Source organism: Brevibacillus sedimenti (assembly GCF_020923495.1).
GTDB classification, from domain to species: Bacteria; Bacillota; Bacilli; order Brevibacillales; family Brevibacillaceae; genus Brevibacillus; species Brevibacillus aydinogluensis.
This window is the reverse complement of the sequence record NZ_CP064048.1, coordinates 1,744,339-1,759,054: the sequence shown is the minus strand read 5'-3', so window position 1 is coordinate 1,759,054 and position 14,716 is coordinate 1,744,339. Positions and strand designations below refer to the sequence as shown.

At 54.1% G+C, this 14,716-nt stretch carries 15 protein-coding genes; 6 read left to right on the top strand and 9 right to left on the bottom strand.

Going from position 1 to position 14,716, the window contains the following annotated elements; translation table 11 throughout:
- The first annotated feature begins 194 nt into the window (after positions 1 to 194).
- On the top strand, positions 195 to 1,538 hold the full coding sequence (locus tag IRT44_RS08620) for a hemolysin family protein (protein ID WP_171565149.1): 1,344 nt from the start codon (positions 195 to 197) through the stop codon (positions 1,536 to 1,538).
- Positions 1,539 to 1,641: 103 nt separating this feature from the next.
- Here IRT44_RS08620 and IRT44_RS08615 read toward each other — a convergent pair whose 3' ends face one another.
- The 3 genes from IRT44_RS08615 to atoS form a co-directional block, all read right to left on the bottom strand.
- Entirely contained in the window at positions 1,642 to 2,967 is a 1,326-nt protein-coding gene (locus IRT44_RS08615; protein ID WP_212132642.1) for a short-chain fatty acid transporter, read from the bottom strand.
- A 212-nt stretch (positions 2,968 to 3,179) separates the two neighbouring features.
- Positions 3,180 to 4,571, bottom strand: a complete 1,392-nt coding sequence (locus IRT44_RS08610) for a sigma-54-dependent transcriptional regulator (RefSeq protein ID WP_230077762.1) — start codon at positions 4,569 to 4,571, stop codon at positions 3,180 to 3,182.
- Positions 4,543 to 6,396, bottom strand: a complete 1,854-nt coding sequence (gene atoS, locus IRT44_RS08605; RefSeq protein WP_230077761.1) for a two-component system sensor histidine kinase AtoS — start codon at positions 6,394 to 6,396, stop codon at positions 4,543 to 4,545. The genes IRT44_RS08610 and atoS overlap by 29 nt, the downstream gene beginning before the upstream one ends.
- Positions 6,397 to 6,493: 97 nt before the next feature.
- Between atoS and IRT44_RS08600 the strand changes: the two genes are divergently transcribed.
- The 3 genes from IRT44_RS08600 to IRT44_RS08590 all read left to right on the top strand — a co-directional run bounded on the left by IRT44_RS08600 (position 6,494) and on the right by IRT44_RS08590 (position 8,327).
- Positions 6,494 to 6,964, top strand: coding sequence for a low molecular weight protein-tyrosine-phosphatase (locus IRT44_RS08600; RefSeq protein ID WP_230077760.1), 471 nt, complete (start codon positions 6,494 to 6,496; stop codon positions 6,962 to 6,964).
- Positions 6,965 to 7,193: 229 nt separating this feature from the next.
- Positions 7,194 to 7,766 (top strand): C39 family peptidase, encoded by a 573-nt coding sequence (locus tag IRT44_RS08595; protein WP_171565154.1) that lies wholly within the window; start codon positions 7,194 to 7,196, stop codon positions 7,764 to 7,766.
- Between the two features lie 33 nt (positions 7,767 to 7,799).
- Positions 7,800 to 8,327, top strand: a complete 528-nt coding sequence (locus IRT44_RS08590; RefSeq protein ID WP_230077759.1) for a hypothetical protein — start codon at positions 7,800 to 7,802, stop codon at positions 8,325 to 8,327.
- Between the two features lie 48 nt (positions 8,328 to 8,375).
- Here the strand turns inward: IRT44_RS08590 and istB are convergent, their stop codons facing one another.
- Complete coding sequence (gene istB, locus IRT44_RS08585) at positions 8,376 to 9,143, bottom strand: IS21-like element helper ATPase IstB (protein ID WP_230076768.1); 768 nt, start codon at positions 9,141 to 9,143, stop codon at positions 8,376 to 8,378.
- Complete coding sequence (gene istA, locus IRT44_RS08580) at positions 9,140 to 10,363, bottom strand: IS21 family transposase (protein ID WP_230076769.1); 1,224 nt, start codon at positions 10,361 to 10,363, stop codon at positions 9,140 to 9,142. Before istA ends, istB begins: the two co-directional genes overlap by 4 nt.
- Positions 10,364 to 10,418: 55 nt before the next feature.
- On the opposite strand from istA, the gene IRT44_RS08575 reads away from it, so the two are divergent.
- Positions 10,419 to 10,628 carry a hypothetical protein gene (locus IRT44_RS08575; RefSeq protein WP_230077758.1) on the top strand — a complete coding sequence of 70 codons (210 nt, stop codon included), beginning with the start codon at positions 10,419 to 10,421 and terminating at the stop codon, positions 10,626 to 10,628.
- Between the two features lie 867 nt (positions 10,629 to 11,495).
- Here IRT44_RS08575 and IRT44_RS08570 read toward each other — a convergent pair.
- Positions 11,496 to 11,696 carry a hypothetical protein gene (locus IRT44_RS08570; RefSeq protein WP_171565156.1) on the bottom strand — a complete coding sequence of 67 codons (201 nt, stop codon included), beginning with the start codon at positions 11,694 to 11,696 and terminating at the stop codon, positions 11,496 to 11,498.
- Positions 11,697 to 11,937: 241 nt separating this feature from the next.
- Positions 11,938 to 12,495 (bottom strand): DJ-1/PfpI family protein, encoded by a 558-nt coding sequence (locus IRT44_RS08565; RefSeq protein ID WP_171565158.1) that lies wholly within the window; start codon positions 12,493 to 12,495, stop codon positions 11,938 to 11,940.
- Between the two features lie 143 nt (positions 12,496 to 12,638).
- On the opposite strand from IRT44_RS08565, the gene IRT44_RS08560 reads away from it, so the two are divergent.
- A complete protein-coding gene (locus tag IRT44_RS08560; RefSeq protein WP_171565160.1) occupies positions 12,639 to 13,052 on the top strand; it encodes a winged helix-turn-helix transcriptional regulator in 414 nt (137 codons plus the stop codon).
- A gap of 30 nt (positions 13,053 to 13,082) precedes the next feature.
- On the opposite strand, the gene motB is transcribed toward IRT44_RS08560, so the two are convergent.
- Positions 13,083 to 13,901, bottom strand: a complete 819-nt coding sequence (gene motB, locus IRT44_RS08555; RefSeq protein WP_171565161.1) for a flagellar motor protein MotB — start codon at positions 13,899 to 13,901, stop codon at positions 13,083 to 13,085.
- Complete coding sequence (motA, locus tag IRT44_RS08550) at positions 13,894 to 14,697, bottom strand: flagellar motor stator protein MotA (RefSeq protein WP_171565163.1); 804 nt, start codon at positions 14,695 to 14,697, stop codon at positions 13,894 to 13,896. Before motA ends, motB begins: the two co-directional genes overlap by 8 nt.
- Between the last annotated feature and the right edge of the window lie 19 nt (positions 14,698 to 14,716).

Genomic DNA, 14,716 nt, shown 5'->3' with positions numbered 1-14,716 from the left:
TGCTTTTTTCCGTACAGGCCTCTGCGGTCGGTTGCGGGAGCAAAAACGGGTGAGACGGCCACCTTACCGCTGTTTTTTCCGGACAGCGGGTCCCCAGGGGGCGGAATGACGGTTTTTCGGCTTTGTGCATCAGGGTTCCAATTTTGTAACATAAAAGTATACATCAAAATATTCCAGAGAGGATGACTGTTTACTTGGAGAGTATTCCGCTAGTGCTGAACCTTTTGCTTGTCGCTTTTCTCGTCTTTCTGAACGGTTTTTTCGTTGCGGCTGAATTTGCCCTCGTCAAAGTGCGCCAGACGCGTTTGACCCAACTGGTCAATGAAGGACACAAACGAGCCGGCTTCGCGCAAAAAGTGACGCAACAGCTGGACGCCTACCTGTCCGCCTGCCAGGTGGGAATTACGCTGGCCTCGCTTGGACTGGGCTGGGTCGGGGAACCGGCCATTGCACACATGATTGTCGAGCCGCTGCTGCATAACTTCGCACTGCCCGACTACGTCATTTCCGCGATTTCGTTCGGCGTGGCCTTTGCCTTCATCACGTTCCTGCACATCGTATTGGGCGAACTGGCGCCGAAATCGCTGGCCATTCAGAAAGCGGAAGCGACCTCGCTGTGGGTGGCAGCACCGTTGATGCTGTTTTACAAGATAATGTACCCGGCCATCTGGGTGCTGAACGGAACGGCCAACCGGCTGCTGAAGTGGGCCGGACTGGAACCGGTGTCCGAACACGAAGCGGCCCACACGGAAGAGGAGATTCGCCTGCTGGTCACGCAGAGCCATCAAAGCGGCCACATCGACCAGACCGAACTTTCGCTCGTGGAGCACGTGTTTGACTTTTCCGAAACCCTGGCCCGGGAAGTCATGATCCCGCGCATCGACATGGTTTGCCTGTATACCTCCAACACGTTTGAGGAAAACCTTGAAATTATTCGCACGGAGCGCCACACGCGCTTTCCGGTGGCGAACGAAGATAAGGACAACATCATCGGGTTTGTCCACGCGACCGACTTTTACCTGGCCGCCCTGGAAAACAAGGACGTGCGGCTGGAGAATTACCTCCGCCCCGTGCTGACCGTGCCGGAATCGATGGAGATCAGCCATGTGCTGCGGCTGATGCAGAAAAGACGCTCGCAGTTGGCAATCGTCATCGACGAATACGGCGGGACGGCGGGTCTGGTCACCATGGAAGACATCCTGGAAGAGATTGTCGGCGACATTCAGGACGAGTTTGACACGGATGAACGTCCCGACATCGAAAAAACGCCGGAAGGCCTGTCCGTCGCGGGAAAAACCCTGTTGGCTGATCTAAACGATCACCTGCCCTTTGAACTGGTGTCCGATGACGTCGATACCATTGGCGGCTGGCTGTACAGTCAGCTTGAAGAGGAGATTGCCGTCGGCGCTTCCGTCGAGTGGGAAAACCACCTGTTTACGGTGACCGACATGGACAATCACCGCGTGACGCGGATCGCCATCACACAGTTGGTTCCCCCCGAAGCAGACCAACAAGAATCGCCATTGACCGCAGTGTAACAGCATACGACCGAAAGCCGGCATCTGCATGTGACAGATGCCGGCTTTTTCATGGGGACAGACGTATTCGACCGGATGGATAGCGTGTATGTGTCGCGGGATGCTAAAACAGCAGGAATCCCAGGCTGATAATCGCGCCGGTGACGAACAGCATCATCAGGCAGTACCCCATGATGTCCCGCGCCCCCAGCCCCGCCAGGGCCAGTACCGGCAGCGCCCAGAACGGCTGGATCAGGTTCGTCCAGGCATCTCCCCAGGCGATCGCCATCGCCACTTTGGCATGGGAAACGCCCAGTTCCGTGGCGACCGGCATCATGATCGGCCCCTGCACTGCCCACTGACCGCCTCCGGAGGGGATAAACACGTTGAGCAGACCCGCGCTCCAGAAGGTAAACAGCGGGAAAGTGGCTGGCGTGGAGATGCTGATGAACCACTGGGAGATGCTGGCGGCCAGCCCCGATCCGGTCATCATCCCAATGATGCCGGCGTAAAACGGAAATTGCACAACGATCCCGGCGGTCGCCTTGACCGCTTCGTTCATGGCGTCGAGAAACTTGCGCGGTGTGCCGTGCAGCAATATGCCGAGGAACAAAAATCCGAAGTTGACGATGTCCAGGTTGAGTTTGAAGCCGTTTTTCACAAAGTAGGCAATCAGGAAGATCAGACCCAACGCGGAGACGAGCATGGACACGATGCGGCTGTTCTCCAGCCTGGCGGCGGGGCTGTCCATTGCTGTCGCATCAGACGCGGCTGCCGTCTCCTCATGATCGATGCCCGGCCCTTTGTACACCACCGTATCCTCTTTCGCCGGCATCATCATCCGGTTGATCAGCGGCAGGGCGATCATGATCGCGATGACGATCGTCAGGTTCATCGGCGAAAAGAGCGTTTCCGACGTGGGAATCACGCCGATGACGTCCTGCAGGCTGTGGTTCTCCGTGGCCACCGTCAACGGGACGGAGCCGGACAGTCCGCCGTGCCAGACGACAAAACCGCCATACGCGCTGGCGATGAGCAGACGGTAATCCACGTTTTCCACCCGCCGGGCGATTTCCCGGGCCAGCAGAGCGCTGATGACGATCCCGAATCCCCAGTTGATCCACGCCGCCAAACAGGAGATCAGGCTGGTCAGAACGATTGCCTGCCCCGGTGTTTTGACCGAGGAAGCGACCGCGCGCAATCCCCGCTTGCACAGGTCCGTGCTGGCCAAGGTATGACCGGTGACAAGAATCAGCACCATCTGCATGGTGAAGCTGAGCAGTCCCCAGAAGCCGTCTCCCCAGTACGTTACCATCTCCAGCGGCGACTTTCCGTTGACAGCCATCCCGGCAAAAAACACGACGAATGTAAGGATGATGGCGAAGATGAAGGCGTCGGGCAGGTAGCGCTGCACCAATCGGACCGACGCGTTGGTCAAGGCTTGAAACACGTGACGTTTCCCCCTTTTCAAAAGAATTGGCTGCCTTTCATTTTTGGAAGTAGCAAAAGACATGCCAATCGTCAGGGAGGACAGGAGCCGCAAAAATGTATGCGCTTTCATAACGATGCTTGCGCATCATTGACTACTTTTTGCACACATTGACTCCAGTTTGCACAGTTCGTGTTTGTAACGGTGCAGCCCGTGTGCATGCGGTCGGCGCTCTACTCCCACTCCTGACCGTCCAGCCCATACGCTTCCAGCTTGTACAGGAGCGCGCGACGGGAGATGCCCAGCCGTTTGGCCGTCCGCAGCCGGTTGCCCCGCTCTTTGCGCAGCGCGCGGACGATCGCTTCCCGCTCCACCTCTGAAATGATGTCCCGCATCGTCCGATTCTCGATGCGGATCGCGGTAAGCCCGTCTGCTGCGCCGACCGGTTCGTTTTCCATCGGGTGCACCTCCACGTGCTCCGGCAAGATGGCCGAGCCGGCGGCCAGCACCAGTGCGCGTTCGATGGTGTTCTCCAGTTGGCGGACGTTGCCCGGCCAGTCATACGCCATCAGGACGTCCAGCGCAGCGGGCGAGAGATAACAGCCCTCCTTGCCCAGTTCCCGACCGTATTTGGCGAGAAAATGCTGCACCAACAGCGGGATGTCTTCCTTGCGTTCCCGCAGCGACGGCATGTGAATGGGAACAACATTCAGCCGGTAGTACAGGTCTTCGCGAAACCGCCCCCGCCGAATCAGCTCCCGCAGGTCCCGGTTGGTGGCCGCGATGATCCGGACGTCGACCGGCACGGGTTCCACGCCGCCCAGCCGAACCAGCGTCCGATCCTGCAACACGCGCAGCAGCTTGACCTGCAGCGGCATGCTCAGTTCGCCCACCTCGTCGAGAAACAGCGTACCGCCGTCCGCCAGCTCAAACAGCCCCGGTTTGCGGCCGGCCGCTCCCGTAAACGCGCCCCGTTCGTACCCGAACAGTTCGCTTTCCAGCAGGGTTTCCGGGATGGCGCTGCAGTTGACGGGAATCAGCCGCTTGGCCGCGCGTGGGCTGTTGGCGTGTATCGCCCTGGCGATCAGCTCCTTGCCCGTTCCGCTCTCCCCCTGGATCAGCACTGTTGCTTTGGTCGTGCTGACCCGCCCGACCAGCTTGTACACCTCCTGCATCGCCGGACTCAATCCCACCAGCCCCGGTTGGTCCGTCCGTTCCTCTGTCGGCCTCCTGGCCACCCCTGCCGATTCGTTCGGCTCGCGCTGATGCATCGCCCTGGCCACCACCTGCTTGATCCGGGCCACGTCAAACGGCTTTTGCACGTAGTCAAACGCTCCCAGCTTCATCGCTTCCATCACGTCTGCGGCTGACCCGTAGGCGGTCATCATCACCACGCTGGGACGCGGCCCATCCACCTGCTGCAGCCGCCTCAGCGTCTCCATTCCATCCGGCTCCGGCATCCGCAGATCCAGGAGCATCACCTCGGGCTGAAAGCTGCGCACCAGTTCCAGCGCTTCCTCTCCGCCAGACGCTTCTCTCGTCTCGTACCCCGCTCTGCGCAGCGCCGTCGTCAGCGCCTTGCGCACATTGGCCTCGTCATCCACCAGCAACACCCGTTTTTTCATCCTCATCCTCCTTTCTGTCGGTCCCCGGCAGCGTCACTGTAAACCGGACGCCTCCCGGCACGTTGCCTGCGCTGATCTGTCCCCCGAACGCCTGGACGATTCGCTGGGAGATCGCCAACCCCAGCCCCGTCCCGGCCGGTTTGGTGGTAAAAAACGGCTCAAACACGGACAGCAGGTGTTCTTCGGCGATGGGCGGGCCGTCGTTGGTTACGTGAATGCGCGCCTCCCGCTCGTCTCCCTCCGCCTCCACCCTGAGGCTGCCGCCGTTTGGCATCGCCTGTTGTGCATTGATCAATATGTTGAGAAACACTTGTTTCAACAATTCGGGCGAGGCCAATACAGCCGGCAGCGAAGCGGCGTACGACTTTTGTACCACGATGCCCTGCTTGGCCATGCCCGGCTCCACCAGCGCCAACGTCTGGTCCAGCACGTCGCACACGGACGAGGGGACGTGCCGCTCTTCATTGGGGCGGGCGAACAGCAGCAGCTCGTCGGCAAATCGGTTCAGCCGTTCCACTTCTTCCACGATGATACTGGTGTACTCGCGGTTGTCGTGTCCGGGTGGCCATTCTTCCTCGAGGATTTGCGCAAACGCCTTGATCGAGGTCAGCGGATTGCGCACCTCGTGGGCGATGCTGGCGGCCAGCTCCCCCACCACGGCCAGCCGTTTCGCCTGCGCCAGCTTGGCCTCCATCCGCTTCCACTCCGTCCGGTCGTCCAGCAGTGCGATGGCTCCCAGCATCTCTCCGGCCGGGCTCCGCCAGATGGAGGTGGTGACGTTGACAACCTGTGCTCCCTGCCCGCTGCGGGCGGGCCGCCACTCCGCGTCCCGGACCGTCCGACCGTGATGCAGGGCATCGGTCAGCGCAGCCACCAGCACCTCTTCCTCGGCAAAGATGTCCGTATAGGTCTGCCCCACCGCCTGCTCTACTGCCAGTCCAGTCATCCGGGCTGCGGCACCGTTCCAGGCCGTGATCCGTCCGCAATGGTCCAGGGCGACGATGCCGCTGTCCATGCTCTGCACGATCGTCTCCGTATGGCTGCGGCTCGCCTGCAGGTCACTGGCCAGCTTGTTGATCGCGTCAGAAATCTCCCCCGGCTCTCCGTCCAGCCGTTTCATGCGAAAGGACAGGTCAAACCGCAGCCGCCTCAATCCCGCCTTGATCTCGGCCAGAATCGTTTCCAGACGGTGCATGAGCAGGCCGCTGGCCGCAGCCGCCACCACGCAGCCGATCCCCAGAATGGCGTAGATGCTCCTCCGCATGCCTGCCAGCTGCACGTCGATGCTGCTCATCAGTTCGTTGGCCCAGGCGTATCCGATGATCCGGCCGTCACGGATCAGGGGAAGCATCGCGTTCATGATGTTTCCCCGCACCTGTTGGCCGACCGCCACCTCGATGACGCCGTCGCGCAGTACCCGCCGCCCGGGGTGGTCGGGAGGGATCGGCTCGCCCACGTAACGACCCGTCTCTTCGCTGGGACCGTACGTCACGATCGCATCCAGGCCCGCCGCGTAATAGCCGACCCCGACCCCCGGATGTGCAGCGGCGAGGCGGTCCGTCAGGGGTGCCAGCGCCCGGTTTAACGCTTCGATCTGCTGCTCCCGCGGCGCCGTCAGCATCCCTCGTTCCCGGAGCACGGCGTCAAAATCTTTCGACAATACGTAGTCGAGCTGTTCCGTTACCGCGATCAGTTTTTGCTTTTTCTCCTCCAGCAGCGCCTGCTCGGCCGCTCTCAGCAGCACCGCACCGGTAACGAGAATCGGCAGCACGGTCACGGCGATGACGGAGGCGACAAAGCGGATCCGGTACAGGTATGCTTTCACGCATCAATCACGTCCCTTTTTGCTTTTGCCTTTGGTGTGATCCTATTCTATCATAACAACTGTATCGGAGATTGAGATGCGCGAAAGGAGTTTGTCCATGATTCGAGTCTTGTTTGTCTGTCTCGGCAACATCTGCCGTTCGCCGATGGCGGAAGCCGTCTTCCGCCGGCTGGTGGAGGAGAAAGGGCTGGCGGAGCAAATCGCCATCGATTCGGCAGGCATCGGCGGTTGGCATGCCGGTGAGCCGCCGCACGCCGGCACACGCAAAGTCCTGAGTGAAAAGGGCATCCCGCATGACACCCTGCGGGCCCGTCAGATCACGCCAGCAGATTTTACTGAATTTGACTATATCGTCTGCATGGACGAGGAAAACCTGTCCGCGCTGAAGCGCATGGCCCCGCCCGGCAAAGCTGTTTACCGTCTGATGGACTTCGCGCCGCACCTGCCGGAGAGCGACGTGGAAGACCCGTATTACACCGGCCGGTTCGACTACGTCTACCAGCTGGTGGAGGCAGGCTGCCGCGGCCTGCTCGACCACATCCAGGCAAACGAAAGCCCCTCTGAGTGAGGGGCTTTTGCCTTTATACGGGTTAGTTGCACGTACAGAAACGATTTCCATTTTTATCCGTCCTAACTGGTGAATGGGATTCAAAAGGTGGTCAATTCCAGGCTTTTAATGATTGTTTGCACAATACATCCCTGATCTAATTAGACTTGTATTTTGAAAATAAAAGTATTGTAATTATATACCATTTTTGTTAATACGCGGACGAAAGTGTGTTGTTAGGAGGTAGAATATGTTCAAGAGAAAATCTTATACTTTTGCACTGTCGGGTAAAAAATTATTATCTATATCTATAGTTGCTGGATTGATAATTCTTGCAAAAACGGCAAATGCTTATCCTTCTACATATTCATTGGATGTACCGAATATAAAACAAGAAAAAGATCAATGGTGTTGGGCTGGAACTTCAGTGTCTGTCTTAAAATATTATGGAAAAAGTATCAGCCAAACAAGTTTCGTGAATAAGGTGAAAGGAGCTACTCTAAATCTGCCTGCAACGATGTACGAAGTGAAAAGAGGGCTCAATGCCTACGGGGTAAATTCAAGTGTATCCGAATCTCCAATGTCTTTTTCTAGCCTGATCTCCAATATCTATAGCAATGACAATCCTGTCATGGCACTAATTCAATGGACAAGTGGCGGTGGACACTATGTGAATATCGATGGGTATGACGAGGGATCAACTGATTATATCACTTACATGGATCCATGGTATGGAGATCATTTTGTTAAGTCTTACAAATCTTTTAAAAGTAGCAGTTCTCAAACATGGTATGGTCAAGTATACAACTTTAGATCCTTTTAGGTTTGGAAATATTTAAAATAAGGAGGTACAAATGTGCGAAAAATCCTTTTCACATCTGTAATCGTATTGCTCGCTATTGGCTTCTTTGCAATCGGTTATGCCTCTGACAAACCGGAACAGCAGGCGTTGAAGGATTATCAACGTATTCAGAAACAATTTGAAAAAAGCGTGTCAGCGCAAGCATCAATAGACAATCTGAAACTGTCCAACTTTTCGATCCCCATTTTCTTCACACTCACTGCGGAAGAAATCGCTTCATACGAGGGAAAGGAACTGTCAGATATTCTACAGCCATCGGACCAGTGGCTGTGGTTTATGCAGGACAACGGTGAGACAAAAGGTATCGTAATTGCGGACAGCAAGGAGCCGATTCAGATGGGGGGTGAAAATTACAGTAAAGACTTGATGAAATTGTATAAGGCGATTCAACAAAATGATTCAAAAGACAATGATGTTCGTTACTTTGAATTCCAGGGCGGCGGAATCTTTTTGAGCGTCGACAAGAATAAAGAGGAAGTGTGGTTGACCAGCCGGGCAGTGTCAACGCCGACTTTATTTTGACCCACCATCGCCGGTTTAGAATTGACCCACCCGGCGATTTTTTGTTGGTTAGGTGGTAGAGGGGGAGCCGTAGGCTCCAGTCCTCATCTTCTCACGAAGTCGGTAACTATTCCCCCTAATATTGACGATGTGGGAATGGTGTAAGAGCCGATCCAGGATAGCCGTAGCAAGTATCGGATCGCCCATCAGTTCCCCCCATTCACCGAAACTCTTGTTGCTGGTCAACAGAATACTCCCTCTCTCGTATCTTGCACTTACTACCTGGAAAAAGAGGTTAGCTGCCAAACTGTCAAACGGTAAGTAACCAATTTCGTCAATAATCAGGAGCTTTGGTCGAATATAGATGCGTAGGCGTTTATCCAGCCTGTTTTCCGTGTAAGCTTTTCGCAGATCTTCGATGAGTTGCGAGAGACTGACAAAGTAAACGGATATCCCTTGCGAGATGGCTTCTACAGCCAACGCCACCGCCAGATGACTTTTTCCTACTCCGGGAGGCCCTAAGAACAAGACATTCTCGTGTCGGGTTACAAAAGTCATCGTGGCCAGCTCTCGAATCAACCGTTCGTCAATGCTGGGTTGGAAAGCAAAATCGAACTCCTCTAGTGTTTTTCGGTAAGGCAAGTGTGCAAGTTTGGTGCGTACCTCCATATTCCGTTTTTGACGTTCCGCTATCTCGGCATCAAGGAGCGTGTTAAGAAAGGACAGATAGGTGGGCTGTCCATGACTTGCCGCTTCCAAGTGAGCATCCAAGAGGAGAGCTGCTTGCTGAAGCCCAAGTTCCTCGAGGCGTAGCCGTGCTTGTTCCAGTTCAATCATGCTCCCACCCCTGTTAGCTGCTCATAGACATCCAGCGAACGTACTTCCACTTGCTGCGATGAAATCTGTCGGGCTTGCGGACGTGGATAGGCATATCCTTGAGCGGTCGAAAGACCTGCATACTGGTTTTCGCAAAAAACAGTTGTGCGGGATCGATAGACCTTTTGGTGTCGAGCAATACATGTGCCGTCGGCCCAGATTTCCACCCACCCATTCACTTCTCGAACGGTTACCTCACGTCCACTGTACCTCCATGGAACTCCATATCGTACACCATCGTAGCTAACAAATCCGTCTCGGCTGACCTGTCTTGGTTCATGCAAGTATTTTTCCCACCGTTCAGCTGAAGGGATGGGCGACAGTTTTTCCTCACGGAGTCGGTCAAAGGGACGTTCGCCGGTTGTTCCATGAATACGGCGGTTAATCCGCTCGCACCAGTGTAGGGCTTGTTGATTGAGATCCTGTAAATCAACGAAGCGTTTGCCAGGAAGAAAGTTGTTTTTTACGTATTGAACGCCTCGTTCCACTTTTCCCTTTGTTTCGGGGCGTCGAACTTTGCATACTTTTGGAACAAGCCCAATCGCTGCAGCAAAGTCGGCAAAAAGCGGATGCCAGCGAGGTTTTCGATCATCTTCCATGCCCAGTACGACGGTTTTCATCTGGTCGGTCAGCATTACCTTTGGGATGCCCCCAAAATATTCAAAAGCATGAATCAAGCAACGAAGAAAGCTGTGAATGTCACAACGCTTAGTGAACTCTATATAGGTGGAACGAGAGTACCCCAATACCATGACAAATACCGGCACTTTTCGGACTGTACCGTCCAAATCTACGTAATCACACAGTCCCCAGTCGACCTGTGCGTATTCACCAGGTTTCGTCTCGTAACGAAGAACAGCGGGAACTTGTTTGGGAGGACGGAAGTCCTTCACATAGTCTTTCAAGATGGTACGTCCCCCGGTATACCCCTTTTCTCGTAGAAGATCGAATAAAACCTCGCAGTTATAGATACCTTCTTGAAGACGTTCCTGCAGGAACGGTTTATACGGATCAAGCTTGGAACCACGAGATTTACGGGTTCCCTTTTCGGGGGAGAATTCACCCCGGAGATATCGGCGAACTGTATTTCGAGAATGCCCCGTTAGACGGGCAATTTCACGAATACTCTTGCCTTCTGCCCTCATGGTATGTAACGATATCACTATCCCACTCCTTAGCATGTGTCTCCCTCCGAAGATTAACTTGGCCGTTAATTACGAAGGGGATATATTCGCTATGGGTGGGTCATTTTCTTTCCGGCGAACCTGGGTCAATTATATCCCGGCGGTGACAGGCAGCCGAGCTATTGAACTTATCACCGTACAAAAAATTGTCACCGGAGACGGTCTTGAAGAAGATGAAAGAGCGAATCACAAATACAAAAGATTTATGGGAAGATATATGGGTAAACTCAAGCGAACAAGAGGGCACTGGCGAACAGTATGAATGAGTTCGGGTTACCATTTTCCCCGTCAGCCTCTTCTTCCAACCGTGCTGTCACTTCGCCCGATTTTGCTGTGTCGGCTGCCGCGGCCTGCTCGACCACATCCAGGCAAACGAAAGCCCCTCTGAGTGAGGGGCTCAGCGTGTAGACAATGTTCGCGGCGCATGGGAGATCGGGCCCGCTCGCTCGCTTGACGCCCAGCACAGAAGCGGATGAAGTCCGCTCCAAAACGAGACGCGGGCAGGGGACAAACATCTGGGTGTTTCGATGAAGTGAGACTTGTGTCCCCTGTTGGTCCCCGCGTCTTCGTTTTTCCGCTGAGCCGGTCGTCAAAGGAGCTCGCTTGGCCCATCTCTCCATGCGATGTACGTTGTCTACAGTTTCGGTTGATGAATGGGCACGCCTTTCGGCCTGGAAATCATTTTCTTATGGACGCTTATTCAATGAACCGTTTGTCTTCAGTCTGAGCCCCTCCAAGTGAGGGGCTTTTGCCGATTGTCCCTTAGTGTCCGACACCCGTATCTAGTCGGTGCTGCCCTTTACAGAAGAAAATAAATCACGAGGGCAACAAGATACAAGTAAACAACTCTTATATTGAATCTTTCGCAAACCTTTTGCAACCAACCTGATACGTATTTGTCGACGACTTTCACCACAAGATACAGGATTGCTGCTGCTATTGTTATACTAATAAATCTATTTTGAACTATGAAATCGAACCATTCATGGGACTTAAACGTTACCAATAAGGAAGCAAAATACAAAAACTTGAAATATGGTTCTTTTGCGTTTTCCATTATTTGAATTTGTTTTAATTCCTTCCTGATCTTCTTCTACCGAATGTTTTTGTAGCAATTTATAGAATTCTTCTACCACTTTTCAGAAAGAGGTGAATTACCTGAAAAGTTAATGCCCTTGTAAAAGTAAGAATATTTTTGTTCTATTTGTTGTTCATTCTTCTGAGATGTACTTACTTTAGAAACTGCAGGGGTAGCATTCACAACAACTGGTGCTGTGAGAGAAAATACCGTTATTAAGGTTAGCACAGATAATGAAACTGTCTTTTTCAAAACATTCCCTCCTTATTTTGGGATTTTTCCATTCCAAATTGTATATATATTACAATAATTTGTAAATATCTTGGTAAGTGGATTTACAATTTTGTCATACCGTTAAACACTTGCGGTCATCAGAAAACCGACGTCAGCTTGCTATTAGTCCGCGATGATGGTCAAGACTCAGGTGGTACTGCTCATCACAAAAAAGGACAGGACAGCGTGTTTTGACGCTGTCCTTTCTCCTGCGTGTCTATCAGGAAGCTTGTACCTGTTTGATAAACTCTTTCATCAACTGCGGCAGATCGTTCCAGGCATGGCCGGAGATCAGGTTGCGGTCCACATGGAAGCGGGTTTCCACGTAAGTCGCCCCGGCTGCTTCCACCTCCGGACGGCAAGCAATGTAGGCGGTCATCTGACGCCCCTTGATCTGGTCAGCGATCACCGTCAAGGCCACGCTGGCGTGACACAGAATCATGATCGGCTTATCCTGTTGGAAGAAATGACGGGCGATGCGGGGAAAATCCTTGTGCATCCGGATGTGTTCCGGAGCGCGCCCGCCCGGAATGATCAGCGCGTCGTATTCTTCCGGGTTGATCTGTTCAAACGAAGCGTGGGCTTCCACCTGGTAGCCCCGTTTTTCCGTAAACGTCTGCCAGTCTTCAAAGTCGTGCACGACAGTATGGAGCACCTTTTTATCCGTAGGGGAAGCGATCGTTACCTCAAATCCTTCCTCCAGGCATCGATAGTACGGGTAGTACACTTCCAGTGCTTCGACGGCGTCACCGGTCAGGATCAGCACTTTTTTCGACATTCTGGCTCCACTCCTTTACAATGTGTTTATGTGACAAGCAATATTATAGTCACGTATGCCATACGTCGAAAGCATGCACTTTTTCGTGCGATGGTTACAAAAAGGATACTATTGACGAATTTCAAGCAAACGAGGAGAAGGACATGTCTGACATTCGCAAGGAGATTCAGGAGAAGATCCGCAACGGAGACTTTAACTGCGAGAAGGAACTGACGCTGTCCATTATCAGCGGCAAGTGGAAAATCGTCATCCTGTGGCATCTCGGGGTAGAAGGGCCGCACCGCTTCAGCGAACTGCAGCGGCTGTTCCCCAAAATTACGCACAAGATGCTGACCAACCAATTGAAAGAACTAATCGAGGACGGCATCGTTCATCGGGAAGTCTACCCGGAAGTGCCTCCGCGTGTGGAGTATTCCATGACGGAGCTGGGGATGACCCTGCTGCCCATCATTCAGATGATGTACGAATGGGGAAAAAAACGCATGGCTGCGATCAAAAAAGAGATGGGGCTTGCGGAAGCGGAAGCTGAAACTGAAGAGGTGTCAAAAAAGGGATAGACGCTTGTCGCGCTATCCCTTTGCCTTTGCTTATGGTGATGGTGATGGCTGAACACTGTTTTTCGGTGGTGCCATCAGGTCGCGCAAAATGGCCACTTCCACCCGTCTGTTTTTGGCCCGTCCTTCCGGTGTATCGTTGCTGGCCACCGGATGGTACTCGCCCATGCCGGTCGCGCTGAACTTGCGCGGATCGAGCTGTTTGTTTTCCAGCAGGACTTTTAGGAAGTTGACCGCCCGTTTGACGCTCAAATCCCAGTTGGAGGGAAACTCCGGGCGATGAATCGGGACGTTGTCCGTATGTCCGGTGACGGTCACCTTTTTGGGGTGAGGCACCAGCATCGCTGCCAGTTCCGTCGCCAGCTTCCGCGCTTCCGGCTTAAGGTCGGCCTTGCCGGAATCAAACAGCGCGTTGTCCAGGATGGTGATCAGGAGCCCTTCTTCGGTCATTTGGGTCTGCAGCTTGTCTCCCAGCTTGTTGCTGATAATGTACGCTTCCATCTGCTGCTGCAGCTTTTTCAGGTCTTCCGTTTCCTTGTGAAACGCCTCTTCCAGCTTTCGCTCTTCTTCCGTCTTGTTTCGTTCGGCCTGCTGCCCCTTGTGCAGCGTCTGCTGGGGGAGGGTGGGATCGAGCGGCACCGGGCTCGGCTGATCCAGTACGCTGATCCCGCCGTTTAGTGCGACGTTGAAGGAGCGGACCAGTTGGTCAAATTTTTGCGCATCCAGCTTGCTGGACGCAAACAGGACGATGAACAGCGCGAGCAAAAGCGTCAGCAGGTCTGCGTACGGAATCAGCCAGGTTTCGTCCATGTGCTCTTCGTGACGTACCTGACGTTTGAGTCGTCTAGCCATTTACCACGGCCTCCTCCTCCTTCTTCACATCCCTCGCCTCCACGCGTTCCTGGGTCGGGATGTAGACCAGGAGCTTTTGCTCAATAGCCGCCGGGGATACGCCCGCCTGAATGGAGAGCAGCCCCTCCACCATGATTTTCTTAATTTCGATTTCCTGTTTGGATTTGCGCTTCAGCTTGTTGGAGAACGGGTGCCACAGCACGTAACCCGTAAAAATACCGAGCAGCGTAGCGACGAACGCCGCCGCGATGGATTGCCCCAGCACATCTACGTCGCTCATGTTGGTCAGCGCGGCAATCAGGCCGACCACCGCCCCCAATACCCCGAGAGTCGGGGCGTAGCTGCCCGCCTGGGAAAAAATTTGCGCGCCCGCTTGATGGCGCTCCTCGATCGAATGAATTTCTTCATTGAGCACGTCGCGAACAAACTCCGGTTCGCCACCGTCAATGATCATCTTCATGCCGTTTCTCAGGAACGGATCTTCAATCTCGTCGGAGGTGTTTTCCAGCGCCAGCAGGCCTTCGCGGCGGGCAATGGATGCCCAGTGCATGAACTGGTCGATCAACTCCCGCTTGGACGGCAGCTTTTGTTCGGTAAACAGCACGCGAAACAGCGCCGGTATCCGTTTGATCTCCGACAGGGGAAACGCGTTGAACACGGAGGCAGCCGTACCCACGATGATAATCATAAATGCTGCCGGATTGATTAACGATGTCAGGCTGGCGTTTTTCAGCACCATTCCGACACCAACTGCGAGGATGCCTAGTACAATACCGATCCAGGTCGACTTTTCCATGGTGACACTCCCTACTTCC

Excerpts from the sequence above, each read along its gene's own strand:
- istA (WP_230076769.1), bottom strand. The coding sequence starts at position 10,363 with ATGCTAAGGAGTGGGATAGTGATATCGTTACATACCATGAGGGCAGAA.
- motB (WP_171565161.1), bottom strand. The coding sequence starts at position 13,901 with ATGGCTAGACGACTCAAACGTCAGGTACGTCACGAAGAGCACATGGAC.
- IRT44_RS08595 (WP_171565154.1), top strand. The coding sequence starts at position 7,194 with ATGTTCAAGAGAAAATCTTATACTTTTGCACTGTCGGGTAAAAAATTA.
- IRT44_RS08560 (WP_171565160.1), top strand. The coding sequence starts at position 12,639 with ATGTCTGACATTCGCAAGGAGATTCAGGAGAAGATCCGCAACGGAGAC.
- IRT44_RS08600 (WP_230077760.1), top strand. The coding sequence starts at position 6,494 with ATGATTCGAGTCTTGTTTGTCTGTCTCGGCAACATCTGCCGTTCGCCG.
- IRT44_RS08565 (WP_171565158.1), bottom strand. The coding sequence starts at position 12,495 with ATGTCGAAAAAAGTGCTGATCCTGACCGGTGACGCCGTCGAAGCACTG.
- IRT44_RS08575 (WP_230077758.1), top strand. The coding sequence starts at position 10,419 with ATGGGTGGGTCATTTTCTTTCCGGCGAACCTGGGTCAATTATATCCCG.
- motA (WP_171565163.1), bottom strand. The coding sequence starts at position 14,697 with ATGGAAAAGTCGACCTGGATCGGTATTGTACTAGGCATCCTCGCAGTT.
- istB (WP_230076768.1), bottom strand. The coding sequence starts at position 9,143 with ATGATTGAACTGGAACAAGCACGGCTACGCCTCGAGGAACTTGGGCTT.
- IRT44_RS08610 (WP_230077762.1), bottom strand. The coding sequence starts at position 4,571 with ATGAAAAAACGGGTGTTGCTGGTGGATGACGAGGCCAATGTGCGCAAG.